We start from the raw sequence: 24,024 nt of genomic DNA, 5'->3' as shown, positions 1-24,024 counted from the left end.
GAAAATGCTTCCGTGAACAAGGCGCATTCCGAAAACCGGATGCGCCTTTTTCTTTTGCTTTCATAGCGCCCCATCTCCTGCTCAAAGGGACAAACAAAAAGGCCGCCTCGAAGGGCGGCCTTTTCAGTTTTGTATCTACCGATTACTCGGCAGCGTTGTTGGTCATGTCCACCAGCATCGCATTGGCTTCCGACGAACCGGAAGACTTGCGGCGCTCGTCGATGATCAGCTCGTCGCGAGCTGTCGCGATACGACGGATCTGGTTGGTCATGCCGCCAGTACCGGCCGGGATAAGACGGCCGACGATGACGTTTTCCTTGAGCCCCTGCAGCGTGTCCATCTTGCCGGCAACCGCAGCTTCGGTAAGCACGCGGGTCGTTTCCTGGAACGACGCAGCCGAGATGAAGGACGGAGTCTGCAACGAAGCCTTGGTGATGCCGAGGAGGACAGGATTGCCGTAACCCGGCTTCTTGCCTTCTTCGACCAGACGTTCGTTGATCTCGTCGAGTTCGATACGATCCACGTGATCGCCGGTGATGTAACCGGTATCGCCGGATTCGGTGATCTCGACCTTCTGCAGCATCTGACGGACAATCACTTCGATGTGCTTGTCGTTGATCAAAACGCCCTGCAAACGATAGACTTCCTGGATTTCGTTCACGAGGTACGAAGCCAGAGCTTCGACGCCCTTGATCGCCAGAATGTCATGCGGTGCCGGGTTGCCGTCGAGGATGTACTCACCCTTTTCGATGACGTCACCGTCCTGAAGATGGAACGGCTTGCCCTTCGGAATGAGGTACTCGACCGGCTCGACCGTGTCGTCGTTCGGCTCGATGATGATGCGACGCTTGTTCTTGTAGTCGCGACCGAAACGAACAGTACCATCGATCTCTGCGATGACGGCATGGTCCTTCGGACGACGTGCTTCGAACAGTTCGGCAACGCGCGGCAGACCACCGGTGATGTCCTTGGTCTTGGCGCTTTCCATCGGCAGACGGGCGATAACGTCACCAGCCTTCACATGCGCGCCCGGTTCGACCGAAAGGATCGATTCCACCGAGAGCATGAAGCGGGCATCACCACCCTTCGACAGCTTGAGGATCTTGCCGGCCTTGTCCTTGATGACCATGGCAGGCTTGAGATCCGAACCGCGCGGGGTCGAACGCCAGTCGATAACGACGCGCTTGGTGATACCGGTCGACTCGTCAGCCGATTCCGAAACCGAAAGACCATCGACGAGATCTTCGAACTCAACGTAGCCTTCAACTTCGGTCATGATCGGACGGGTATACGGATCCCACTCGGCAATACGCTGACCGCGCTTGACCGTGTCGGCCTCGTCAACGAACAGACGCGAACCGTAGGTCACGCGATGGACCGCACGTTCCTTGCCCGTGTTGTCGAGGATCAGCACAGCCATGTTACGGCCCATCACTACGAGGTTGCCATCGGAGTTGCGAACCACATTGCGGTTGCGCAGCTTGACGGTGCCTTCATACGAAGCTTCCAGATAGGACGAGTCGACAACCTGTGCCGTGCCGCCCAAGTGGAAGGTACGCATGGTGAGCTGGGTGCCCGGCTCGCCAATCGACTGAGCGGCGATAACGCCGACAGCTTCGCCCTGGTTGACCGGAGTACCGCGTGCGAGGTCGCGACCGTAGCACTTGGCGCAAACGCCGTTACGGGTTTCGCAGGTCAGTGCCGAACGGATGCGGATCGACTGGATACCAGCCTTCTCGATGATCTCGACGTCCTTTTCCTCGATCATGCGGCCAGCTTCGACGATGACTTCGCCGGTTGCCGGATGCAGGATCGGATCAAGAGCCGTTCGGCCCAGAACGCGCTGACCAATCGAAGCCACGATCTGGCCGGCATCGACGATCGGCTGCATGGTGAGACCGATTTCGGCGCCGCAATCGACTTCCGAAATGATCGCATCCTGTGCAACGTCAACGAGACGACGGGTCAGGTAGCCCGAGTTAGCCGTCTTCAAGGCGGTGTCTGCCAGACCCTTACGGGCACCGTGGGTCGAGTTGAAGTACTCGTTAACGGTAAGGCCTTCCTTGAAGTTCGAGATGATCGGGGTTTCGATGATTTCACCTGACGGCTTGGCCATCAGGCCGCGCATACCGCCAAGCTGACGCATCTGGTTGACCGAACCACGGGCACCCGAATGCGACATCATGTAGACCGAGTTCATCTGCTTCTGGCGACCGGTCACCGGATCGAATTCGACGGCCTTCAGGCGCGCCATCATCTCTTCGGTGATCTTATCGGTTGCCTTGCCCCAGGCGTCGACGACCTTGTTGTACTTTTCGCCCTGAGTGATCAGGCCGTCATTGTACTGCTGTTCGTATTCGGTCGTGAGCGCTTCGGTGTCCGCAACGATCTTCGCCTTGGTGTCCGGAATGACCATGTCATCCTTACCGAACGAGATACCCGCACGGCAGGCATGGGCAAAGCCGAGCTGCATGATGCGATCGCAGAAGATAACCGTCTCTTTCTGACCGCAATGGCGGTAGACGTGGTCGATCATCTTGGAGATGTTCTTCTTGGTCATCTCCTGATTGCAGATATCGAACGGCACATTGGCGTTCTTCGGCAGCAGTTCACCCGTGATCATGCGGCCAGGCGTCGTGTCGTAAATCTTCGACACAGGCTTGCCTTCGGCATCGACCGTCTTGAAACGACCCTTGATCTTGGTGTGCAGCGTGACGACCTTGGTTTCCAGAGCGTGCTGAAGTTCGCCCATATCGGCAAACATCATGCCCTCGCCCGGCTCCTTGTCTGCCACGATGGACAGATAATAGAGGCCGAGAACCATGTCCTGCGAAGGAACGATGATCGGCGCGCCGTTGGCCGGGTGCAGGATGTTGTTGGTCGACATCATCAGCACGCGTGCTTCAAGCTGGGCTTCAAGCGACAGCGGCACGTGAACAGCCATCTGGTCACCGTCGAAGTCGGCGTTGAAAGCCGTACAAACGAGCGGATGCAGCTGGATTGCCTTGCCTTCGATCAGAGTGGGTTCGAAGGCCTGGATGCCGAGACGGTGCAGCGTCGGAGCGCGGTTCAAAAGAACCGGATGCTCACGGATCACTTCGTCAAGGATATCCCAGACTTCCGGACGTTCCTTTTCAACCAGCTTCTTCGCCTGCTTGACGGTGGACGAATAGCCCTTGGCGTCAAGGCGAGCGTAGATGAACGGCTTGAACAGTTCGAGCGCCATCTTCTTCGGCAGACCGCACTGGTGCAGCTTCAGTTCTGGACCGGTCACGATAACCGAACGGCCAGAATAGTCGACGCGCTTGCCGAGCAGGTTCTGACGGAAGCGACCCTGCTTGCCCTTGAGCATGTCGGACAGCGACTTCAGCGGACGCTTATTGGCGCCCGTAATCACGCGGCCACGACGACCGTTGTCGAACAGCGCGTCCACAGCTTCCTGCAGCATGCGCTTTTCGTTACGGATGATGATGCCCGGTGCGCGCAGTTCGATCAGACGCTTCAGACGGTTGTTACGGTTGATGACGCGGCGGTACAGATCGTTCAGATCCGACGTCGCGAAACGACCGCCGTCCAGCGGCACGAGCGGACGCAGATCCGGCGGGATGACCGGCACGATCTTCATGATCATCCATTCCGGACGGTTTCCCGACTCCAGAAAGTTTTCGACGATCTTCAGACGCTTCATCAGCTTCTTCTGCTTCAGGTCCGAGGTGGTCTCGGCCAGATCGACGCGCAGATCGGCGGCAATCTTTTCGAGTTCCATCGAAGCCAGAAGCTCGTAGATAGCTTCTGCACCAATAAGAGCCGTGAACTGATCTTCGCCGAATTCATCGACGGCGATCATGTATTCCTCTTCCGAAAGAAGCTGATGCTCCTTCAGCGAGGTCAGGCCCGGTTCGGTCACGATGTAGTTTTCGAAATACAGGACGCGCTCGATATCCTTGAGCGTCATGTCCAGCAGCGTGCCGATACGGCTCGGCAGCGACTTCAAAAACCAGATGTGAGCAACCGGAGCTGCGAGTTCGATATGGCCCATACGCTCGCGACGAACGCGAGAGAGCGTGACTTCCACACCGCATTTTTCGCAGATGATGCCTTTGTATTTCATACGCTTGTACTTGCCGCACAAGCATTCATAGTCCTTGATCGGGCCGAAGATGCGCGCGCAGAAGAGACCATCGCGTTCTGGCTTGAACGTGCGGTAGTTGATCGTCTCCGGCTTCTTGATCTCGCCGTATGACCAGGACAGAATCTTCTCAGGGCTGGCGATCGAGATTCTGATGGAATCGAACGTTTGCGCTGGAGCCTGAGGATTGAAAAGATTCATGACCTCTTGGTTCATGCCGTTCTCCTTAAGGGCGATCCGCCGCCCTGTGTGTCGTCGATGACAGGCTGAAAATCCCTGCCATCTGGAAAAGAAATCGCGGTACTACTCAGTTTTTGAACTGGCTTGCCGTAGTCTCGTTCCCTCCAGCGGCTCAGAAAACCACTCTGATGAAACGAATATACGAGCGCGCCACGGCAAGACCATGGCGCGCCTCGATATTTTTACTCTGCAGCGTCCGGCAGGGCCGGCTGTTCAGCATCACGCGTGTCGTCGAGTTCGACATTGAGGCCGAGCGAGCGCATTTCCTTGACGAGAACGTTGAAGCTCTCTGGAATGCCCGCTTCGAACGTGTCGTCTCCGCGCACGATGGCTTCGTAGACCTTGGTACGGCCTGCCACGTCGTCCGACTTGACCGTAAGCATTTCCTGCAGCGTGTAAGCCGCACCATATGCTTCCAGTGCCCAGACCTCCATTTCGCCGAAGCGCTGGCCACCGAACTGGGCCTTGCCGCCCAGAGGCTGCTGCGTAACGAGCGAGTAAGGTCCGATCGAACGTGCGTGGATCTTGTCGTCGACCAGGTGGTGGAGCTTCAACATATAGATGTAGCCCATGGTCACCTGACGGTCGAACGGCTCACCCGTACGTCCATCGTAAAGCGTCGACTGACCCGAGGTCGCAAGACCGGCATCCGTCAGCATCGCATTGATGTCGGCTTCGACGGCACCGTCGAAGACCGGGGTTGCGATCGACACGCCGCGCTTCACCTGATTAGCCAGCATGACAACGGAATCGTTGTCATAAGACCGGATCGGTTCGTTGCGGTCGTTGTCCGGATAGATGTGCTCCAGCGTCTCGCGCAGCGGCTCAATATTGGCCGTCTTGCGGTAAACGTCGAGAAGCTCACCGATCTTCTTGCCCATGCCAGCGCATGCCCAGCCGAGGTGGGTTTCCAGAATCTGGCCCACATTCATACGGCTCGGAACGCCAAGCGGGTTCAACACGATGTCGGCATGCGTACCATCTTCGAGGAACGGCATGTCCTCGACTGGCAGAATGCGCGAAACCACGCCCTTGTTGCCGTGACGGCCAGCCATCTTGTCGCCTGGCTGGATCTTGCGCTTCACAGCGACAAAGACCTTGACCATCTTCATGACGCCTGGAGGCATCTCGTCGCCGCGCTGTACCTTTTCGACCTTGTCCATGAAGCGTGCTTCGAGCAGCTTCTTGGATTCGTCGTACTGGCCACGCAGCGCTTCCAACTCGCCCTGAAGCTTTTCGTCTTCAACGGCAAACTGCCACCACTGCGAACGCGGATACTCGGTCATGAGCTCGCGGCTGATCGTCGTGCCCTTCTTGAAGCCCTTCGGGCCGGCAGCGGCAACCTTGCCATCGATCATGTCGGCCAGACGGCCATAGACGTTACGGTCCAGGATAGCCTGTTCGTCGTCACGGTCCTTGGCGAGACGCTCGATTTCCTCGCGCTCGATAGCCATGGCGCGTTCGTCCTTTTCAACGCCGTGGCGATTGAAAACGCGAACTTCCACAACCGTACCGTAGGTTCCGGGCGGCATACGCATGGAGGTGTCACGAACGTCGGACGCCTTTTCACCGAAGATGGCGCGCAGAAGCTTTTCTTCCGGCGTCATCGGGCTTTCGCCCTTCGGCGTGATCTTGCCGACAAGAATGTCGCCAGGATGCACTTCAGCACCGATGTAGACGATACCGGCTTCGTCGAGGTTCTTCAGCGCTTCTTCCGAAACGTTCGGAATATCGCGGGTGATTTCCTCAGGTCCAAGCTTGGTGTCACGGGCGGCAACTTCGAATTCCTCGATATGGATCGAGGTGAACACGTCGTCCGAAACGATCTTTTCCGAGAGAAGGATCGAATCTTCGTAGTTGTAACCATTCCACGGCATGAACGCGACGAGCACGTTACGGCCGAGAGCCAGATCGCCGAGATCGGTCGACGGACCGTCAGCGATGATGTCGCCCTTGCCGATCGGATCGCCGACGCGAACGAGCGGACGCTGGTTGATACAGGTCGACTGGTTCGAACGCTGGAACTTCTGCAGACGATAGATATCGACGCCCGACTTGGACGGATCGAGATCTTCCGTAGCGCGGATAACGATACGGGTCGCATCGACCTGATCGACAATACCGCCACGACGCGCTGCAATTGCTGCACCAGAGTCGCGAGCCACAATCGGTTCCATACCCGTACCGACGAACGGCGCTTCAGCGCGAACGAGCGGCACAGCCTGACGCTGCATGTTCGAGCCCATGAGAGCACGGTTGGCGTCGTCGTTTTCAAGGAACGGAATGAGCGCTGCTGCAACCGAAACGAGCTGCTTCGGCGAAACGTCCATCAGGTCCACGTTTTCACGTGGGGCCATCATCACTTCGCCGGCATGACGGCAGATGACGAATTCGTCAACAAAACCGCCCTGCTCGTCCAGCTCCACGTTTGCCTGGGCAACCGAGTGCTTGGCTTCTTCCATGGCCGACAGATAGACAACGTCGTTCGTTACCTTGCCGTCGATCACCTTACGGTACGGGCTCTCGATGAAACCGTACTTGTTGACGCGGGCAAAGGTTGCAAGCGAGTTGATCAGACCAATATTCGGGCCTTCCGGCGTTTCAATCGGGCAGATACGGCCATAGTGGGTCGGATGCACGTCGCGGACTTCGAAGCCAGCGCGCTCACGGGTCAAACCGCCCGGTCCAAGAGCCGAAAGACGGCGCTTGTGGGTGATTTCCGAAAGCGGATTGGTCTGATCCATGAACTGCGACAGCTGCGACGAACCGAAGAATTCACGAACGGCAGCCGCTGCGGGCTTCGCGTTGATGAGATCCTGCGGCATGACCGTGTCGATTTCGATCGAGGACATACGTTCCTTGATCGCGCGCTCCATGCGGAGCAGACCGACGCGGTACTGATTTTCCATCAGCTCGCCGACCGAACGCACGCGGCGGTTGCCGAGATTGTCGATGTCGTCGATTTCGCCACGACCGTCACGCAGTTCGACCAGCATCTTGACCACGGCCAGGATGTCTTCCTTGCGCAGCACGCGCACGGTGTCTTCCGCATCAAGGTCCAGACGCATGTTCATCTTGACGCGACCGACGGCCGAAAGGTCGTAACGTTCTGCATCGAAGAACAGCGAGTTGAACATCGCTTCGGCGGAATCCATCGTAGGCGGTTCGCCCGGACGCATCACGCGATAGATGTCGAACAGTGCATCCTGACGGCTTTCGTTCTTATCGACAGCCAGCGTGTTACGGATGTAACCGCCGATGTTGATATGATCGATGTCCAGGATGTTGATCTCGGTTTCACCGGTGTCGAGCAGCGTCTTGAGGACCTTCTCGTCGATTTCGTCGCCAGCTTCGAGATAGATCTCGCCGGTTGCGTAATTGACGACGTCTTCCGCCAGATAAGCGCCGAACAGGTCGTCTTCAGTGGCCTTGATGGCCTTCAGACCCTTTTCAGCGAGCTGCTTGGCCGAACGGGCCGTGAGCTTCTTGCCGGCTTCCAGAACAACTTCGCCCGTATCCGCGTCGATGAGATCAGAAATGATCTTCATGCCCTTGAAGCGTTCGGCCGAATACGGAATGCGCCAGTTGTCGCCATCACGCGAATAGGTGACGGTCTTGTAGAAGGTCGACAGAATCTCTTCGCCGTCCATGCCGAGCGCCATGAGCAGCGTCGTTGCCGGCAGCTTGCGGCGACGGTCGATACGCGCGTAGACGATGTCCTTGGAATCGAACTCGATGTCGAGCCAGGAACCACGGTAAGGAATGACGCGAGCAGCGAACAGGAGCTTGCCCGAAGAATGGGTCTTGCCCTTGTCATGATCGAAGAAGACGCCCGGCGAACGGTGCATCTGCGAAACGATCACGCGCTCCGTACCGTTGACGATGAAGGTGCCGTTGTCGGTCATGAGCGGCATATCGCCCATGTACACGTCCTGCTCCTTGATGTCCTTGATGGACTTCGCGCCGGTATCTTCGTCAATATCGAATACGATAAGACGCAGCGTCACCTTGAGCGGCGCGGAATAGGTCAGGTCGCGCTGACGGCATTCGTCAACGTCGAACTTCGGTGGATCGAATTCGTAACGGACGAATTCGAGCATGGAAGCGCCGGAGAAATCCTGGATAGGGAAAACAGACTTGAAAACCGCCTGCAAACCCTCGTCAGGACGCCCACCGGATGGTTCTTCAACCATTAGGAACTGGTCGTAAGATGCCTTCTGAACCTCGATAAGGTTCGGCATCTCGGCGACCTCTGGGATCTTGCCGAAAAATTTGCGTACGCGCTTGCGACCATTGAATGAATGGGTCTGAGCCATCGTCGCTCCTCGTTCTATAGCCTTGCGGCTTGCTCACGCCTTGCGGCCTTTATCGTGCGCCGCCTTTCGGCGGTCCTTCAAGCGCATAACCCTTCAAATCGGATAGATTTGAAGAAAGGATCATGCGCAAACTCTCAAATTAGAGCGGCCTTTACGCGTCGTACCGACGCGTGGCGCTCTAATGGGCTAAAACCCGTTTTCTGAAAGCCGTTCTGGCGTTCAGAAAAAGGGTTTCCAGTCAGTCGATCCACCGTTTCACGGGCGGAAACTGGCGGATGGAAACCATCCGCCAGAATAGTCCGAACTTACTTGAGTTCGACCTTGGCGCCAGCAGCTTCGAGCTGTGCCTTGATCTTCTCAGCTTCGTCCTTCGAAGCGCCTTCCTTGACAGCCTTCGGAGCGCCTTCGACCAGGTCCTTGGCTTCCTTGAGGCCGAGACCGGTGATTGCGCGCACTTCCTTGATCACGTTGATCTTGTTAGCGCCGCCGTCAGCGAGAACGACGTCGAATTCGGTCTTTTCTTCAGCAGCAGCAGCCGGAGCAGCGCCACCAGCAGCAGCAACTGCTACAGGAGCAGCAGCCGAAACGCCCCACTTCTCTTCGAGAAGCTTCGAAAGCTCAGCAGCTTCGAGAACGGTCAGTGCCGACAGGTCGTCAACGATCTTTGCGAGATCAGCCATTTTGGTATTTCCTTAGTTTCAAGGTTTGAACAATTGACAGCGAAAAACGGCCTTACGCCGCCTCGTTCTTCCGGGCGTGCGCGCCAATAACGCGAGCGATCTGGCCCGCTGGTGCGCTGGTAAGTACTGCGAGACGCTGAGCCGGGGTCTGGATCATTCCAACCAGCTTTGCGCGCAGTTCGTCGAGCGATGGGAGCGAAGCAAGCGACTTGACGCCATCGGCGTTAAGCGTCGTTGCACCCATTGCACCACCGAGGATAACGAGCTTGTCGTTAGCCTTGGCGAATTCGACGGCTACTTTCGGAGCAGCAATCGGGTCGTTTGCATAAGCAACAACCGTCTGACCTGTAAACAGATCAGAAATGCCTTCCGATTCCGTGCCCTGAAGAGCGATTTTGGCAAGGCGGTTTTTCGCGACTTTAACGGACCCACCTGCATCACGCATCTTCGAGCGAAGATCGCTCATCTGCGCAACGGTGAGACCGGTATAGTGGGCCACGACGACCGAACCGGACTCTTTAAAAGCGCCGTTCAGCCACGAGACAAATTCGCGTTTTTCCGCTCTATCCACTGTCTCTCTCCAGTAGGCAGGACCACATGGCCCTGCCGGTTGCCTTTGCCGAACAAACTTCACAGTTGGTCCGGCGCTCGAGGATCCTGTCCCCTTCAGCTATCCTGGAAACCAGGCATCACTCAAAGGCAACTACGGTTCAAACCTTGCATGCACATTCGTGCGAAACAGGGTTATTCCACGTCTCATGCAGGCCGTATGTTTAAGGATTATCACCCGAAGATGATGATCCGCCTGCAATCTCGGACAGGATAACCGGACTTTCGTCCGGCTATCCGGATCTTGCGATCCGGAATTCTTGCACTTCGGTCTGCCTTCGCATCCCCGGCGTGCCACCGTTTCACCTCCCCCGAAGGAAAGGCTTAGGCTCCGGCGAACCGGAGCCCAGATAAATTAAGCGACGACCTTGACGGTTGCCGGATCGACCTTGACGCCAACGCCCATGGTCGAGGAAAGCGAAACGCGCTTGACGTATTCGCCCTTGGCAGCCGACGGCTTTGCCTTGATGACGGCGTCAGCGAAAGCCTTGATGTTTTCTTCGAGCTTCTGCGAGTCGAACGAAACCTTGCCGATACCGGCATGGATGATACCAGCCTTTTCGACGCGGAATTCGACTGCACCGCCCTTGGAAGCAGCAACAGCAGCAGCAACGTCAGTGGTGACGGTGCCAACCTTCGGGTTCGGCATCATGCCACGCGGGCCGAGCACCTTACCGAGACGACCGACGAGCGGCATCATGTCCGGGGTTGCAATGCAGCGATCGAAATCGATCTTGCCGCCATTGACGATTTCGAACAGTTCTTCCGCACCGACGATGTCGGCGCCAGCCTTCTTGGCTTCTTCAGCCTTGTCGCCACGTGCGAAAACAGCAACGCGAACCGTACGGCCAGTGCCGTTCGGCAGGTTGACAACGCCGCGAACCATCTGGTCAGCGTGACGCGGATCAACGCCGAGGTTCATCGCGATTTCGATGGTTTCATCGAACTTTGCGACAGCACGTTCCTTGACGAGACCGATAGCAGCCGACAGATCGTACAGCTTGTTACGATCAACGCCTTCGCGGATCTTGTTAATGCGCTTGGAAATCTTCGCCATCGTCTCAGCCCACCACTTCCAGGCCCATCGAACGGGCAGAACCTTCGATCATGCGCATCGCTGCTTCAATGTCAGCGGCGTTCAGATCTTTCATCTTCGCTTCAGCGATCGTGCGAACCTTGTCGCGGGAGATCGTGCCGGCGCTTGCCTTGCCCGGGGTCTTCGAACCGGACTTCAGGTTAGCGGCCTTCTTGAGGAAGTAGGTCACCGGAGGGGTCTTCATCACAAAAGTGAAAGACTTGTCCTGGTAATAGGTAATCACGACTGGAATCGGCGAACCCTTTTCCATTTCCTGCGAGGCAGCGTTGAACGCCTTGCAGAATTCCATGATGTTGATGCCGCGCTGACCCAGAGCCGGGCCGATCGGAGGCGACGGATTGGCCGCACCGGCTGCTACCTGCAGCTTGAGCTGGCCTGCAATTTTCTTAGCCATTACTTTCTGCCTTTTTTACAATGCCGGAAAACCGGCTTCTCGATTGACGCCGGGAAACCCGGCTTTCGACTGACGCCAACCAGACAAATGTCGGACTGGCGGGCAGTTCGGTGGTGCGGAGATCGACGACCGGCTAAGCCACCTTCCCTTCCACCACTTCCACTCCGGTTGGAATTTTGATCCCGCTTATGCCCTCAGGCTCAATTCAGGATCTCGCTCCGGAGTGAAATGCCCTTATGGGCAAACGATCAGAGCTTATCGACCTGACCGTATTCCAGATCCACAGGCGTCGCGCGCCCAAAGATGGAAACTTCGACCTTGAGACGCGCGCGCTCTTCGTCGACTTCCTGAACGATACCGTTGAACGATGCAAACGGACCATCGGAAACGCGAACCTGCTCACCGATTTCGAAGGAGACCGAAGTCTTCGGACGATCAACGCCATCCTGAACCTGGTTCAGAATCTGATCGACTTCCTTCTGGGAAACCGGGACCGGTTTGGAGTCACCGAGGAAACCGGTGACGCGCGGCGTATTCTTGATCAGCGAAAAGACAGCGTCGGTCAGCGTGGCACGCACGAGCACGTAACCCGGGAAAAACTTGCGCTCGGCATCGACCTTGCGGCCGCGGCGCACTTCAACGATCTTTTCGGTCGGCACAACGATCTGTTCAATCAGATTGGACAGACCCTTCTGCGCAGCTTTGGCTTCGATATCCTCAGCTACCTTCTTTTCGAAATTTGAATAGGCGTGAACGATGTACCAGCGCGCCGTCATCTAAAAACTCCCCAATCCTGACTTATCGACCAAGGCCGAGAATAAATTCTACGCCATAGGCCATAAGCTGGTCGGCAAGGAAAAAGAACGCAGCAGCCAGAAACGCCATAATCACCACCATAATAGTGGAGATGACCGTTTCACGCCGGGTCGGCCAGGTTACCTTTGCCGTTTCGGCGCGGACCTGCTGAAGAAAGGTGATCGGATTCGTTTTGGATGCCATCTGCCGCTCTGTCATTGATCGAGCGCGACCTCCAAACTTTGAACTGCCAATCATATCAATCAGCGAATCAGAAGCCGGAACCCACGCGTATACGGCGCGCAAAGCTGAATTATCAGCCCCACGCACCGCGTGTCTGTTGACGTTACATAGAATCGATTCCCACAAAACACAAGCCCAAAGGTTAAAAGAATACCATACAGGCTTGTCGGAAACCCGACCCTTGCACACACCGCTCTATCACACCATTCAATCGTGTGATTACGGCCTTCCCTGCCCGGCCAACATATCCGCCAGGGAATTATCGTTTTCCAGCAATGTCATGGACCGCTCATAAAGCGCTCGACACGAACAAAACTGAAAAAGTTAAGGCAGCGCAAACGCCGCCAGACTTTTCTTTATATAGAAAACGGGCGCATGCAGTCAAGCCGCATACACCCGTATCAAAAATGGCAGGGGCAGCAGGGCTCGAACCCGCGACCTACGGTTTTGGAGACCGTCGCTCTACCAACTGAGCTATACCCCTATATGACGCTAGGCGTCATAATGACCGGCGGCGAACCGCCGATCAATGATAATTCATTACTCGATGATCGAAGCGACGATGCCTGCACCGACGGTGCGGCCACCTTCACGGATAGCGAAGCGGAGCTTCTCTTCCATGGCGATCGGGACGATCAGCGAAACGTCAACGGTAACGTTGTCGCCAGGCATAACCATTTCCGTGCCTTCCGGCAGGGTCACAATACCGGTCACGTCAGTCGTACGGAAGTAGAACTGCGGGCGGTAGTTGGTGAAGAACGGCGTATGACGACCACCTTCGTCCTTGGTCAGAATGTAAGCTTCTGCCTTGAACTTGGTGTGCGGCTTGACCGAACCCGGCTTGCAGAGAACCTGACCGCGTTCAACGTCGTCACGGCCAACGCCGCGAACCAGTGCACCGATGTTGTCGCCAGCCTGGCCCTGATCGAGCAGCTTGCGGAACATTTCAACGCCGGTAACCGTCGTCTTCGAGGTTGCCTTAATGCCGACGATTTCAACTTCTTCGCCGACCTTGACGATACCGCGCTCAACGCGACCCGTCACAACCGTACCGCGACCCGAGATCGAGAACACGTCTTCGATCGGCATCAGGAACGGCTGGTCAACCGGACGTTCCGGGGTCGGGATGTAGTTGTCGACAGCGTCCATCAGGTTGCGGATTGCGTCTTCGCCGAGTTCCTTCGAGGAATCTTCGAGAGCTGCAAGAGCCGAGCCCTTGATGATCGGAACTTCGTCGCCCGGGAAGTCGTACTTCGAGAGAAGTTCGCGCACTTCCAGTTCAACCAGTTCGAGCAGTTCTGCGTCGTCAACCTGGTCGCACTTGTTCAGGAACACAACGATTGCCGGAACGCCAACCTGACGAGCGAGCAGGATGTGCTCACGGGTCTGCGGCATCGGGCCGTCAGCTGCCGAAACAACCAGGATCGCGCCGTCCATCTGTGCAGCGCCGGTGATCATGTTCTTCACATAGTCAGCGTGGCCTGGGCAATCGACGTGTGCGTAGTGACGGTTGGCAGTTTCGTACTCAACGTGAGCCGTCGAGATCGTGATACCGCGGGCGCGTTCTTCCGGTGCAGCGTCGATCTGGTCATACGCCTTGAATTCACCGAAGAACTTCGTGATCGCTGCAGTCAGCGAGGTCTTGCCATGGTCAACGTGACCGATGGTGCCGATGTTAACGTGGGGCTTCGTACGTTCGAATTTGCTCTTAGCCATCGCCGTTGTTCTCTTCGTTCTAGAACCGCTCAAGCGCCAGCGCAAAAGCCGATCGGCTTCGGGGCCAGCATTTATGCCAAAACGGAACGGCGAACCGCCCGTCGATGATTCCTTACACGCCTATCCGCTCTTGAAAACTGGAGCGGGTAACGGGAATCGAACCCGTGTATTCAGCTTGGAAGGCTGCTGCTCTACCATTGAGCTATACCCGCATACTCTAAACTCTGATCCGACAGTGGTGGAGGAAGTTGGATTTGAACCAACGTAGGCTTAGCCAACGGATTTACAGTCCGTCCCCTTTAACCGCTCGGGCATTCCTCCTAATATCACTATCAGCAGAGTCGAGTAACTAGGCATTTTCGTGAAGCAGTCGGTTGGCTGTTGGCCGCGCCGTCGCTCCACGGGGGGCCTTATGACGATAAGCGCTTCCCCTGTCAACAGGGTAAAAGCGAAAAGAATGCATGCCTATCCACAGTTTGGCCAAAGCATTCCGGAAGACCGGGCTCGCCCATGCATTCCGACATGCGGAAAAATCGGGATATGCGGGCTTTCGCCTCTTAATAGGCAGCCATAACAGCCTGATAGCATTTACAGGGCAAACAGCTATCTTCCCTCTCCTATAAGAGTTATAAGCGCGCCATGACCGATCAAAACACGCCCCGCACCCCTAAAGATACACATTATGCGCGCCTGCGCCGCCAGCATCGCGACCAGAAGGCCCTCGCAGAAGGCAAGGCACCGCACAGACCACAGCGCCCGTCTATTTCAGCCAGCGCCGTCGCGGATGGCACCGTGCGCCTTTACGGGCTGCATACGGTGCGCGCAGCCGTTGAAAACCCTGCCCGCAGGATTCTGCGTATGCGCGCGACGCGCAATGGTTTTGCGCGGCTTGAAATCGGAGAAGCCGATTCGCTCCCCTTCCCGGTCGAGATTGTCGACCCGAAGGATATCGACAAGGAAACCGGTTCCGACGCCGTGCATCAGGGCGTGATGATCGAAGCCGAGCCGCTGCGCGCCAAGAAACTCTCTGAATTGCGGGAAAGCCCGCTTTTGCTGGTGCTCGATCAGGTAACCGATCCGCATAATGTCGGCGCCATCATGCGCTCTGCTGTGGCTTTTGGCGCGGGTGCGCTGATCACAACCAGCCGCCACAGTCCGCAGGAAACTGGCGTTCTGGCCAAGGCTGCCTCCGGCGCGCTGGAAATGATTCCACATATTGAGGTCAGAAACCTCGCCGAAGCGATTGAAGAGCTACACGCTCTGGGTTTCCAGACCATCGGCCTTGATTCGGAAGGCCCGCAGGAAATGGAAGCAGCGCTTGCCGGTGGACGAATCGCACTGGTTCTCGGCGCGGAAGGCAAAGGCCTGCGCCAGAAGACGCGGGAAACAGTGACCGCGCTTGCCCGCCTCGACATGCCCGGCGAAATCAAATCGCTGAACGTCTCAAACGCCGCAGCGATTTCGCTTTATGCGGCGGAGCGTTATCTGCGCAATCGTTGATTCGGTTTTCATGCGCCGTATCGGCAATCCCGACCGGCGCATGGAGTTTGCGAACGAACTGATTCAAGCGGTCGCAATATAGGTGCGAATTTCTTCGGCTTCGCGTTCCACATCTTCGATTCGCCGTTTCACGACGTCACCGATGGAGATGATTCCGACAAGCTTGCCGTGTTCTTCAACCGGCATATGTCTGAAACGGCTACGCGTCATGATTTCCATGACCTGATTGATCGTGTGATGTTCCCGGCAGACCTGCACTTTTGCGGTCATGACCTCGGCAACCGGCATGGCCATCGCGCCGCTTTCCTTGAGGGACAGCGCCCGGACCACGTCGCGTTCGGAAAGAATGCCTTTGATATGACCGGCCTCGTCGCAAACCACCAGAGCGCCGATCTTGTGTTGGTTCAACATGGCGACGGCGTGGGAAAGCGTGTCGGCAGGTGCGATGACGACAACGTCTCTGCCCTTATGTTCGAGAATCGATCTTACTGTCATGCCAAGTCCCTCCAAAGATTTAGCATTCGCTGTTTCAGGCGCTCAAACACCTGAAAACAGAACGCAGCTCCTCCCGCCGCGTTCCATGATGGTGCGCTTTGATTGCCCGATTAGCAAGTACCATAAAACTGGGAGGTAACTCTTCTAACGCCTTAGAACCGCGTCATAGCTGCGCGGACGATCCAGCAGCGAAATCCCGAAGAAACCGGCGATAAAACCGCCAATATGTGCTTCCCAGGCGATGCCCGACAGATCAGCCCCGCCGGTCGTGTAAATGCCGGTGATGATATTGATCACGAACCAGACGCCAACGAAGGTGATGACCGGTTTCAGCGTCAGCGTTAAGCCGACCGGCAGCACAGGACCGGCAAATTCCGCGCGTCGTCCAGCATTCACGCGCCTGAACCCATAGCGCGCCGAAGCACCCATCATGCCGGAAATCGCGCCCGATGCTCCAACCAGCGGCGTCACGCTATCCGGATAAATCGCGTAATGGGTCAATCCGGCGATGATCGCCGTGAAAATCCAGAAAATGATCATGCGCGCGGTTCCGATTCGCCCGGCGAGCGGAGAGCCGAAGGCGGCGAGCCAGATCATATTGACCACGATATGCTCGATACCGCCATGCATGAAGGAATAGCTGATCAAAGTGAACAGGCCTGCCGGGTCAGAAAAACCGCCAGCCATTGAGAACCGCGCCGGGATCAGTGAGAAGTTCAGCATGAACTCATAGTTCTGCTGCTCGCTGATCAGGTAGTTCTCATAAACATAGACCGCCACGCAGATGCCGATCAGCGCGATCACCACGCCTGGAATATTGAAGATCGGCTCACTTCCGCCGGAACGACCGCGATTATCCTGCATTTCCGGTTGCGGAAGGACCATGAACACTGCTTTCCAGATTGCGAAACCGCGATGGGGCCAATGAGGCCCGGAAACGAAAATCGGCCCGGTCGGACCGTTCGCGTGGCGAAACCAGCATTTGATAAGATAGAAATCGTTAAAAATAAAGGCCAGTGGAGGTCAACCACCGGCCCTGATGCGAACCAGCGAGATTCGCAAAATTAACGACTGGATCTCAGAAAAACACAAATCAAGACAACGGCTTCATCTGATGTGTTCATCAAACGCCTGTGCTCTTGCCATTGCAACAGTTACTTGCCGTTAACCTTAACAGCTGAGCGCCGTGGATGAAGAAAGGGTTAAGCTGGCATCCGCGCCGTTAATACTATTTTAATGGTCGTGAGACGGAGCCACGGCGCTTCGAAATCGATCAACAGTCCCAATTCACCCAGAATCAAACGAACGGCGCACGATGAAACACCGCAGCACGATCGCGATATTCAGCGAATGGCAGCGACTGGCCTTTGATCGCAATGACGATCTGGAGCACGGCTTTCAAGCGCCGCAGCGGACCGATATCGAACCGCGTCGGCTTGGACGGCATTTGTCCGATCTTTTTTTCGTAGAAGCCGATGAAAATGGCGAACTTGTCTTTCGTCTTGGCGGTACACGAATCTGCACCCTGTTCGGTCGCGAGTTGAAAGGTGTGCGCCTTTTATCCCTGTGGCCGGAGCGCGACCGCCCTGCCCTCAGCGAACTGGCGCAGAATGTCAGCGCAATGCAGATCCCCGCACTTAGCCTGCATGATGGAATCAGCCTTTCGGGCCGCAGTCTCAGCTTTGAAATGCTGCTCGCGCCCTTAGAAGCGAGCAACGGTCGCTTGGGCCTGATGGGCAGCATCGCCGTTCTGGACAATGTGACCTGGGCGGGTGCCGACCCTCTGGTGCTCGGCCATCTCAATCACATCGAGCCGATTGCACCGGATGTGGCGCTTGCCGACGAAGCGGTAAAGGCGGCGATCTTTACGGTCAATGCATCGAATCGCACCCGTCAGTGGACGGAAACCCGATTGGCAACACCACCCATGCGCAAGGCGCCGCATCTGCGCGTCATCAATGGCGGCAAAGCTTGAAATCGCGTTTCTCTTTTGCGCCGAACTGCTTTAAGTATAATATAAATAACAGCTTATTGGCGAAAGACTGAGATGGGCCAGCTTCAATGAGGGGATTCGCGGCGGCATCACCTGCAAACAGCGGGCGGCAGGATAATTTCAATGCCGTGAACGTTGATCTCAACGGTCGCTATATGCTCGAAAATCGCAACGAGTATCCTTGTGTCCTGAAGCGCATGTCGCCCGGCACTGCCTTGATGACCGGTATCGCCACGCCGCGTAATGGCGAGCGTATCATTGCCTATATCGATCATGTCGGGCGCATCGAAGGTACGGCCTACCAGATTTCGGCGGAAGGCTTTCATCTTCTCCTCACCAATACCGCGACCAAGAAGGACAAGCTTTCGGCGCAGCTGACATGGCTTGCCAATCGGCATGAACTCTCGCTGCCGGAAGATCGCCGCCATGAGCGTGTCGTTCCGCGCAAGTCGCATCAGAATGTCACCTTCCCGGATGGCACCCAATTGCTCTGCCGCATCGCCGACTTGTCGCTTTCGGGCGCGGCTATCGAATGCGATGTCAAACCGGCGATCAAGAGCGGCGTCCTGCTTGGGCCGATCCGCGGACGGGTCGTGCGCCATTTCGCAGACGGTTTCGCCATCGAGTTCGCCACAATCCAGACCAGCACGACGCTCGACAGTCTTTTCAGCTAAACTTTGTACGGCTGAAAAGATGAACGCGCGTCAAGGTTACGGATTGGCAAACCGCCCGCGCGGGTATAAACAGTAAAATATCGCGAAAACCCGCGTTTTCGGGCTGAATTGGCCGCTTTCTTTACAAAAACTTTCAATATTCCGCGCAGTTTTAATCGAATTTGACTCGCATTTTCGCGCTCAAATTTGCGCGCCTTCAAATTGTCCCGGTCATTTTGATCTCCAACAGGGAGATAAAAGAATGACCAAGCAAACCATCATCGCAGCGATCCTTCTGCTGCTCGGCGTCGGACTGGCGCAAGCAGCGAACCCGGCATCAAAATCGCCATGGATGAGCACCGGCGAACGCACCTCGCAGCCAATCGGGCATTATGAATTTTGCGAGCGCTACCCGGCTGAGTGCAAGATCGTCAGCCGCAACACCAATGCTCTCAAGCTGACGCCGAAGCTCTGGCAGCAGATCATTGCCGTCAATGACAGCGTGAACACGCGAATCAAGCCAGCCACCGACATGGAAGTCTGGGGTCGCGAAGAATATTGGGAATATCCGGTAACCGCCGGCGACTGCGACGACTACATGCTGGAAAAGCAGCGCGAACTGATGGCGCTTGGCATTCCTGCCAACACGCTTCTGTTCACCGTCGTTCGCCAGCCGAATGGCGATGGCCACGCCGTCCTGACGCTTCGCACCGACCGCGGCGATTTCATTCTCGACAATCTCGATGAGCGCGTTCTGGCCTGGAACAAGACCGACTACACCTACCTGAAGCGTCAGTCGACCGCGAACAGCGGCAGTTGGGTTTCGATCAAGGATGACCGCGACATTCTCGTCGGCAGCATCAAAAACTGATCAGACACCGATGAAGTTCAAAGGACGGGTCGCCAGTCTCCCTCTGGCCCCGTCCTTTTTAAATATCAAACCGTCAGGCCGGTTCCATGCCGCGCATGAAGGAATGCCCCTTCTCCACATAATGCTTGGCGGATTGCTTCAGCTTTTCCACCGCAACCTCGTCCAGTCCACGCAAAACGCGCGCTGGCGAGCCGACAACCAGCGAGTTGTCCGGAATTTCCTTGCCCTCCGTCACCAGAGCCCCGGCTCCGATAAGGCAGTTCTTGCCGATCTTCGCGCCATTGAGCACAATGGCTCCCATGCCGATCAGGGTGTTCTCACCGATGGTGCAGCCATGCAGGATCGCCCGATGGCCGATGGTGCAGCCCGCGCCAATCGTCAGCGGATAGCCGATATCGGTATGCATGACGCAAAGTTCCTGCACATTGGTGTCGTCGCCGATGGCAATCACCTCATTATCGCCGCGCAGGACGGCGCCGAACCAGAAGCCCACATTTTCGCCCACGACGACCTTGCCGATCAGTGTCGCATCCGGTGCAATCCAGTTGCTGGCGCGGTCTGCGAATTGCGGCTTGTGTCCGTTATAAGCATATATCGGCATGTGGGCTCCTCCATCAGAATGTCTTCATGAAAAGAGCTAAGCTTTTTTTGGATGAGGGACAAGCGCGGCTTCACCCTCCGTTAACCATAAAAGACCAATAATCGCTGCAATATCATCAGCATGGCCTTCCCGCCAATGGACAGCGCAATCGAAACTACCACGACAAAAGATGGCAATCGGCTCTTCGTCCGCATCTTGCTGGTTGTTGTCGTGCTTGTTGTGGCTTCCGTTGCGATCAATATTGGTGGTCGCCTGCTTGGCCCAATGATCGCGCGCGGCGGCCATTCCGACAGCACGCATCTCTATAAAGTGCTGATCGGCAACAATGTCCTGTCAATGCCAGCCAATATGATCCGCTTTTCCAATCAGCGGCGGGACGGTCTGACAACGCGCCTCGATCTCTACGCGCGCTGGCCCGGACTGACCGGCTATACGGAAGCAGACCGGGCAATCTTCAATCTGCTCACGCCGAAGCGCCAATTGCTATTCATGTCGATTGAAGAGCGCACCATGTCCCGCGACATGAGCGGACGCTATCTGCCGATCTATGCTGCGCTGATCGATCCGGAGGGTGAATCTCTCCCGGGAGGACTGATGGTCCACCGGTTTCTGGAAGGCAGTGGTTATACCGGAGAAGAACTGGTCCTCTCCGATATCGCAAGCGGTAATCCGGCCTTCGTCGCCCGTTGCATGAGCGATGCATCAGCGGAAAATTTCAACGCCTGCGAGCGCGATATCCAGTTTGGAAAAGGGCTGCAGATTCTCTATCGTTTTCCCCGCGATATGCTGGCCGAGTGGAAAACACTCGATGAAGCCATGCGACAGTTCGCAACCGGGCACTTGTTGGGGAATGACTAAACAAAACGCCCTCTCCGCAAAGCGGAAAGGGCGTCAGATCGTCGGGCTGTGACGGATCATCATGGACAACTCTCGAAAAATCTCGCGATTTTTCCCAAGCCGCGCCTTAGAGATCGACGTCGAGAATAGCCATCGAGAAATTGTAGGACAGTTCGCCTTCGTCCTCATCCTTGTAGATCAGGCCCAAAAACTCGTCGTCAATATAAAGCTCGGCCGAGTCGTTCTTGCGCGGGCGCGCCTTCACCTGAAGGCCCTGATTGTTGAAGGTCCGTTTGAAATAGGCGTCCAGTTTTTTTAGTTCTTCGGGTTTCAACCGGCTTCTCCTGATATTGAATTCAAGCCGGTTTATTGCACCCGGGCTTTTGTGATGTAAACCCCTGGGGGAGTAGTCCCTCGGGGTTTTAGCGCCTAACCACCGCTTTCGACAAAATATAGGCCGCTCGCGGAGAAAAACCAGCAAGCGGCCCGGATTCTGTGCATTCGGCGTTTGCGCGATTAAATGCCGTCACCCAGCACGCCGTCGCCCAGCAACTGGTCCATGACGCGGGACGGTTCAGCGCAGCCCGTATCACCGATGATCTTGGCAGGAACACCGGCAACCGTGACATTATTCGGTACAGGCTTGACGACGACAGAACCCGCCGCGACCTTCGAGCAATGCCCCACTTCGATATTGCCGAGAATCTTCGCGCCCGCGCCGATTAGAACGCCATGGCGAATCTTGGGATGACGATCACCGCTCGACTTGCCGGTGCCGCCGAGCGTGACGCCATGCAGGATCGACACATTGTCTTCGATCACCGCGGTCTCGCCGACGACCAGCCCGGTCGCGTGATCGAGGAAAAGCCCGCTGCCCAATTGCGCTGCCGGGTGAATGTCGGTCTGGAAGATCGAAGACGAACGGCTCTGGAGATAAAAGGCAAAATCCCGGCGGCCCTGATGATAGAGCCAATGCGCCAGACGGTGCGTCTGGATTGCATGAAAGCCTTTCAGGTAGAGGATCGGGTCCATGAAACGGCTATAGGCCGGGTCGCGGTCGTAAACGGCCTGAATATCCACGCGAACAGTCTGCGACCATTCCGGATTGGCGTCCAGCATCACATCGAATGTCTGGCGCAGAATATCGGCGCTCAAATCGGCATGACCGAGGCGTTCCGCGATGCGGTGCATGACCGCATCTTCAAGGCTCGGCTGATTAAGGATAGTCGCGTAAAGAAAGGCTCCAAGCACGGGATCGGACTTGGCGGCTTCCTCCGCTTCAGCGCGGACCGAGTGCCAGATTGGATCAACTTGCCCAAGGCTGGCATTCACTTTAGCAGTTGAGCGAATAGACATAGATATACTCCGGTTTTGCACCGCGCAGGCCAGACGAAAGCCGAATTTCCGGCATGGCTCCGCGCCGCAATACGAGTTCGGCGCGCAGCATAACTGAAAATGCTTTGCCTTGACACCGCAGAAATTGACACAGGCCTCAAAGGAAGATCAGAGCGGATTTTCCGCGAGAAACTCCAGAACCGCCTTCTTGTAGACCTTGTCGCCGACAGCCAGCATGTGGTCGCGCCCCGGAATATCGAGCGCCTGACCGTTCGGCAGCAAATCCGCCAGTTCCTGCGGATTACCGGCAATGTCGTCGGTCGTGCCGACGGCAACCAGCACCGGCTGCATGATGCGCGCAATGGCTTCCGCCGGAACCAGTTCCTTCGAGGTGATCACACAGGCGGCCAGCGCGATGCGGTCGCTCTTGGTCTGGTCGGCGAATTTGCGGAACATCTGCCCGCGCGGATGGGTGATCGTCGTCGGATCTTCGGCCAGAAGCGCCTCGCCGATCGGCTCCCAGTCGCCAGCGCCGGTGACCATGCCGATGCCCAATCCGCCAAAGATTGCGCTGTGAACCCGCTCGGGATGCTCGATAGCCAGAAAAGCGGTGATCCGCGCGCCCATCGAATAGCCCATCACATGCGCCTTTTCGATGCCCAGATGATCGAGCAGCGCTGCTGCATCGCCTGCCATCTTGGTCGGCGTATAATCATCCGCGTTGTGGCTTTTGGCCGAAAACCCATGTCCGCGATCGTCGATGGCGATAACGCGATAGCCTGCCTCGGTCAGAGTCCGGAACCAGCCGGGCGAAACCCAATTGACAAGGCTCGACGACGCAAAGCCGTGGATCAGCAGGATCGGATCGCCTTCTCCATCCTGACGATATGCAAGACGCAAGCCGTCATGGTCGAAATATTCGATATCGAGGGCACTCAACTGTTTATTCCTTATGATTGTTCCGTCGGCGGTGTTCGGCGCGATTTCAGGATCGACACGCGCCGCATATCACGCGATGGACAGCTCTGTCGCCCTTCTTGATGCCCGTGCGCTTTACCGTACCGGCCAGAAGCTCGACAACAAAGGCTGCGGGAACCTCGGATGAAATGATATCTTCCGAATAGGGCACCGCATTTTCATGGATTGCCGTGACACGGCCCTTCTCGTCAAGGAAAACCATGTCGAGCGGCAGCGGGGTGTTCTGCATCCACATCATGACGCGGCGCATCTCACCGAAGATGAAGATCATCGCGCGGTCCTTGGGAAAATCGGTGCGCCACATCAGCCCGCGCACACGCGCATCGTCAGAATCCGCCACTTCCAGTGCGAAGGGGAGTTTATTGCCCTTGGCCGTAATGAAGGTCAGCGGCGCGGCATCCACCGGCAGCCGCATCGGCTGCTTTTCCTGCGCCTGCGCGCCAAAAGCTCCAAATAAAAATGCGATAACAAAAAATAATCGAGCCATACTCAACCCACGCCAAAAACCTGCAATTCGGGCGGGGAGATTATCAACGCGGTATA

Annotated in this window: 21 protein-coding genes and 3 tRNA genes; 5 read left to right on the top strand and 19 right to left on the bottom strand. The window is 56.6% G+C overall.

The window, feature by feature from the left end:
* Nucleotides 1-142: 142 nt before the first annotated feature.
* From rpoC to WIX40_RS01510, 12 genes are all read right to left on the bottom strand, one after another.
* Nucleotides 143-4,345 carry a DNA-directed RNA polymerase subunit beta' gene (rpoC, locus tag WIX40_RS01565; protein WP_109369233.1) on the bottom strand — a complete coding sequence of 1,401 codons (4,203 nt, stop codon included), beginning with the start codon at nt 4,343-4,345 and terminating at the stop codon, nt 143-145.
* 206 nt (nt 4,346-4,551) lie between these two features.
* On the bottom strand, nt 4,552-8,685 hold the full coding sequence (gene rpoB / locus WIX40_RS01560; RefSeq protein ID WP_109369234.1) for a DNA-directed RNA polymerase subunit beta: 4,134 nt from the start codon (nt 8,683-8,685) through the stop codon (nt 4,552-4,554).
* Nucleotides 8,686-8,990: 305 nt separating this feature from the next.
* The gene (gene rplL / locus WIX40_RS01555) at nt 8,991-9,365 is read right to left on the bottom strand and encodes a 50S ribosomal protein L7/L12 (protein WP_010659906.1); all 375 of its coding nucleotides are present in this window, start codon (nt 9,363-9,365) and stop codon (nt 8,991-8,993) included.
* A gap of 52 nt (nt 9,366-9,417) precedes the next feature.
* Nucleotides 9,418-9,936, bottom strand: coding sequence for a 50S ribosomal protein L10 (gene rplJ, locus WIX40_RS01550; protein ID WP_010659905.1), 519 nt, complete (start codon nt 9,934-9,936; stop codon nt 9,418-9,420).
* 393 nt (nt 9,937-10,329) lie between these two features.
* Nucleotides 10,330-11,031, bottom strand: coding sequence for a 50S ribosomal protein L1 (gene rplA, locus WIX40_RS01545; RefSeq protein WP_109369236.1), 702 nt, complete (start codon nt 11,029-11,031; stop codon nt 10,330-10,332).
* A 4-nt stretch (nt 11,032-11,035) separates the two neighbouring features.
* A complete protein-coding gene (gene rplK / locus WIX40_RS01540; protein ID WP_010659903.1) occupies nt 11,036-11,464 on the bottom strand; it encodes a 50S ribosomal protein L11 in 429 nt (142 codons plus the stop codon).
* Between the two features lie 248 nt (nt 11,465-11,712).
* Nucleotides 11,713-12,240, bottom strand: a complete 528-nt coding sequence (gene nusG, locus WIX40_RS01535) for a transcription termination/antitermination protein NusG (RefSeq protein WP_109369237.1) — start codon at nt 12,238-12,240, stop codon at nt 11,713-11,715.
* A 22-nt stretch (nt 12,241-12,262) separates the two neighbouring features.
* A complete protein-coding gene (gene secE / locus WIX40_RS01530) occupies nt 12,263-12,463 on the bottom strand; it encodes a preprotein translocase subunit SecE (protein ID WP_109370252.1) in 201 nt (66 codons plus the stop codon).
* Between the two features lie 447 nt (nt 12,464-12,910).
* Nucleotides 12,911-12,986 (bottom strand) — tRNA-Trp (locus WIX40_RS01525).
* 56 nt (nt 12,987-13,042) lie between these two features.
* Complete coding sequence (gene tuf, locus WIX40_RS01520) at nt 13,043-14,218, bottom strand: elongation factor Tu (protein WP_109369229.1); 1,176 nt, start codon at nt 14,216-14,218, stop codon at nt 13,043-13,045.
* A gap of 138 nt (nt 14,219-14,356) precedes the next feature.
* Nucleotides 14,357-14,430, bottom strand: a tRNA-Gly gene (locus WIX40_RS01515).
* Between the two features lie 24 nt (nt 14,431-14,454).
* Nucleotides 14,455-14,539: transfer RNA gene (locus WIX40_RS01510), tRNA-Tyr, on the bottom strand.
* 318 nt (nt 14,540-14,857) lie between these two features.
* Here WIX40_RS01510 and rlmB point away from each other — a divergent pair.
* A complete protein-coding gene (gene rlmB, locus WIX40_RS01505) occupies nt 14,858-15,718 on the top strand; it encodes a 23S rRNA (guanosine(2251)-2'-O)-methyltransferase RlmB (protein WP_109369238.1) in 861 nt (286 codons plus the stop codon).
* Nucleotides 15,719-15,781: 63 nt separating this feature from the next.
* On the opposite strand, the gene WIX40_RS01500 is transcribed toward rlmB, so the two are convergent.
* Both WIX40_RS01500 and WIX40_RS01495 read right to left on the bottom strand, forming a co-directional pair.
* On the bottom strand, nt 15,782-16,213 hold the full coding sequence (locus WIX40_RS01500; RefSeq protein ID WP_109369239.1) for a CBS domain-containing protein: 432 nt from the start codon (nt 16,211-16,213) through the stop codon (nt 15,782-15,784).
* A 144-nt stretch (nt 16,214-16,357) separates the two neighbouring features.
* Entirely contained in the window at nt 16,358-17,098 is a 741-nt protein-coding gene (locus WIX40_RS01495; protein WP_109369240.1) for a rhomboid family intramembrane serine protease, read from the bottom strand.
* 430 nt (nt 17,099-17,528) lie between these two features.
* Between WIX40_RS01495 and WIX40_RS01490 the strand changes: the two genes are divergently transcribed.
* The 3 genes from WIX40_RS01490 (at nt 17,529) to WIX40_RS01480 (ending at nt 19,730) form a co-directional block, all read left to right on the top strand.
* Complete coding sequence (locus WIX40_RS01490; protein WP_109369241.1) at nt 17,529-18,188, top strand: PAS domain-containing protein; 660 nt, start codon at nt 17,529-17,531, stop codon at nt 18,186-18,188.
* Nucleotides 18,189-18,274: 86 nt separating this feature from the next.
* On the top strand, nt 18,275-18,880 hold the full coding sequence (locus WIX40_RS01485) for a PilZ domain-containing protein (protein ID WP_109369242.1): 606 nt from the start codon (nt 18,275-18,277) through the stop codon (nt 18,878-18,880).
* 241 nt (nt 18,881-19,121) lie between these two features.
* Nucleotides 19,122-19,730 (top strand): transglutaminase-like cysteine peptidase, encoded by a 609-nt coding sequence (locus tag WIX40_RS01480; RefSeq protein ID WP_109369243.1) that lies wholly within the window; start codon nt 19,122-19,124, stop codon nt 19,728-19,730.
* A 73-nt stretch (nt 19,731-19,803) separates the two neighbouring features.
* Here the strand turns inward: WIX40_RS01480 and WIX40_RS01475 are convergent, their stop codons facing one another.
* Nucleotides 19,804-20,331 carry a gamma carbonic anhydrase family protein gene (locus tag WIX40_RS01475; protein ID WP_109369244.1) on the bottom strand — a complete coding sequence of 176 codons (528 nt, stop codon included), beginning with the start codon at nt 20,329-20,331 and terminating at the stop codon, nt 19,804-19,806.
* Between the two features lie 135 nt (nt 20,332-20,466).
* Between WIX40_RS01475 and WIX40_RS01470 the strand changes: the two genes are divergently transcribed.
* Entirely contained in the window at nt 20,467-21,189 is a 723-nt protein-coding gene (locus WIX40_RS01470) for a hypothetical protein (protein WP_109370253.1), read from the top strand.
* A 106-nt stretch (nt 21,190-21,295) separates the two neighbouring features.
* Here the strand turns inward: WIX40_RS01470 and WIX40_RS01465 are convergent, their stop codons facing one another.
* The 4 genes from WIX40_RS01465 to WIX40_RS01450 form a co-directional block, all read right to left on the bottom strand.
* Nucleotides 21,296-21,502, bottom strand: coding sequence for a DUF3126 family protein (locus WIX40_RS01465; protein WP_078339271.1), 207 nt, complete (start codon nt 21,500-21,502; stop codon nt 21,296-21,298).
* A 182-nt stretch (nt 21,503-21,684) separates the two neighbouring features.
* A complete protein-coding gene (gene cysE, locus WIX40_RS01460) occupies nt 21,685-22,524 on the bottom strand; it encodes a serine O-acetyltransferase (protein ID WP_109369245.1) in 840 nt (279 codons plus the stop codon).
* Nucleotides 22,525-22,671: 147 nt separating this feature from the next.
* Nucleotides 22,672-23,442, bottom strand: coding sequence for an alpha/beta fold hydrolase (locus WIX40_RS01455; RefSeq protein WP_109369246.1), 771 nt, complete (start codon nt 23,440-23,442; stop codon nt 22,672-22,674).
* A 46-nt stretch (nt 23,443-23,488) separates the two neighbouring features.
* Entirely contained in the window at nt 23,489-23,968 is a 480-nt protein-coding gene (locus WIX40_RS01450) for a DUF192 domain-containing protein (protein ID WP_109369247.1), read from the bottom strand.
* Nucleotides 23,969-24,024 lie beyond the last annotated feature (56 nt).

It is taken from the genome of Ochrobactrum teleogrylli, assembly GCF_037482325.1.
Lineage (GTDB): Bacteria > Pseudomonadota > Alphaproteobacteria > Rhizobiales > Rhizobiaceae > Brucella > Brucella teleogrylli.
Note: the sequence above shows the minus strand (reverse complement) of the source record. Positions and strands in the feature narration are given on the sequence as shown.